Source organism: Limnofasciculus baicalensis BBK-W-15 (assembly GCF_024178385.1).
GTDB lineage: Bacteria > Cyanobacteriota > Cyanobacteriia > Cyanobacteriales > Coleofasciculaceae > Limnofasciculus > Limnofasciculus baicalensis.
This window is the reverse complement of record NZ_JAMZMM010000419.1, coordinates 1-1,271: the sequence shown is the minus strand read 5'-3', so window position 1 is coordinate 1,271 and position 1,271 is coordinate 1. Positions and strand designations below refer to the sequence as shown.

Annotated in this window: 1 protein-coding gene; it reads left to right on the top strand. The window is 43.2% G+C overall.

Annotation, left to right across the window (positions count from 1 at the left end):
* Nucleotides 1-468: 468 nt before the first annotated feature.
* Entirely contained in the window at nucleotides 469-1,167 is a 699-nt protein-coding gene (locus NJ959_RS25735; protein ID WP_254014610.1) for a hypothetical protein, read from the top strand.
* Nucleotides 1,168-1,271 lie beyond the last annotated feature (104 nt).

Below are 1,271 nucleotides of genomic sequence, written 5' to 3'. Positions count from 1 at the left end.
TTAGTCCGCGCAGGCGGACTTCGTTTGTGTAGACGCGAATTCCATTCGCCTTATCCAACCCTTCTACGCCAGCGTCACTCCTCCAATCAAAGTTAGTTTCATGACATCTGCGGCTACCCATCAGATATTAGCAAATCCTGCTATTGAAGATTTCCCCCTCGACTACACCCCGGAAGCCCTAAATTTAATTTACACTCTCACATCAGGACAACCCTATTTATTATAAATATTAGCTATTAGCCCTTATGTCGTATTTTCAAACCCTCGGAGGGCGAAGCATTCGGACACAAATACTAGGGTTTTAGCCAGATGTTATCGCCCGAATGCTACGCCCCTACATCAAAATTTATAGTTTGAAAACACGCCCTAACCCCTCACCTCTAACCTCTCACCTGCGACAGGGAACATTCCCTCTCAGTTTAAGTCTAGGTTAGATATAGCACTAACCCTTGGGAGGGTATAGTTTACATGTTAATATCCCCTCGTTGGCAATCTCAAACAGCATTAATCATGGCACTGGGAATAACTGCAACATCCGCCATTCCCATCCTGATGGCAACTCCTGCTACAGCGACTCCTCAATCTTATACTGTCGCACAAGGACGAAGATTTCCGCGACAACGCCCGCCAATTAGCCAACAATCAACACGGATTATCGTACCATCGGGTACTTCGATTAGGGTTAAGTCTCAGGAAGCAGATAAAATTGTGGTTATGCCAGATGAAACCGCACCTGTGACGTTAACTACTACCAGAGATATTCGTTCTTCTAATGGTACTATTCTTATTCCAGCAGGGAGTACAATTGAAGGTGAAATACGCCCCGTAAATAGAGGTACTCAGTTTTTTGCTAAAAATTTGATCGTCAAAAATACCAATCGGGTAATTCCCCTTAATGCCAAGTCTCAAGTAATTACCGAAACTGAAACAATTGATAAGGGTACTGATGTTGCTAGTATCCTCAAAGGTGCTGCCATTGGTGCAGCAGCAGGAGCTGTAATTTCTGAAATATTTGGTGATATCGATTTGATTGAAGTTTTAGCAGGTGGTGGATTAGGTGCTTTGGGTGGATTGCTTTTGGGAGGGAAAAAGAAGGCTGAAGTGTTTGTGATTTATCCGGAATCAGATTTGGGTTTAACTTTGCAGTCGGATTTATTGTTGAATTAGGATAAAACCTAACCCCCCAGCCCCCTTCCCTACTAGGGAAGGGGGAGTTGGGCATCTATCTAACTCATCCTCAATTCTAATAAAAGAAAATTAGGCATTAATTA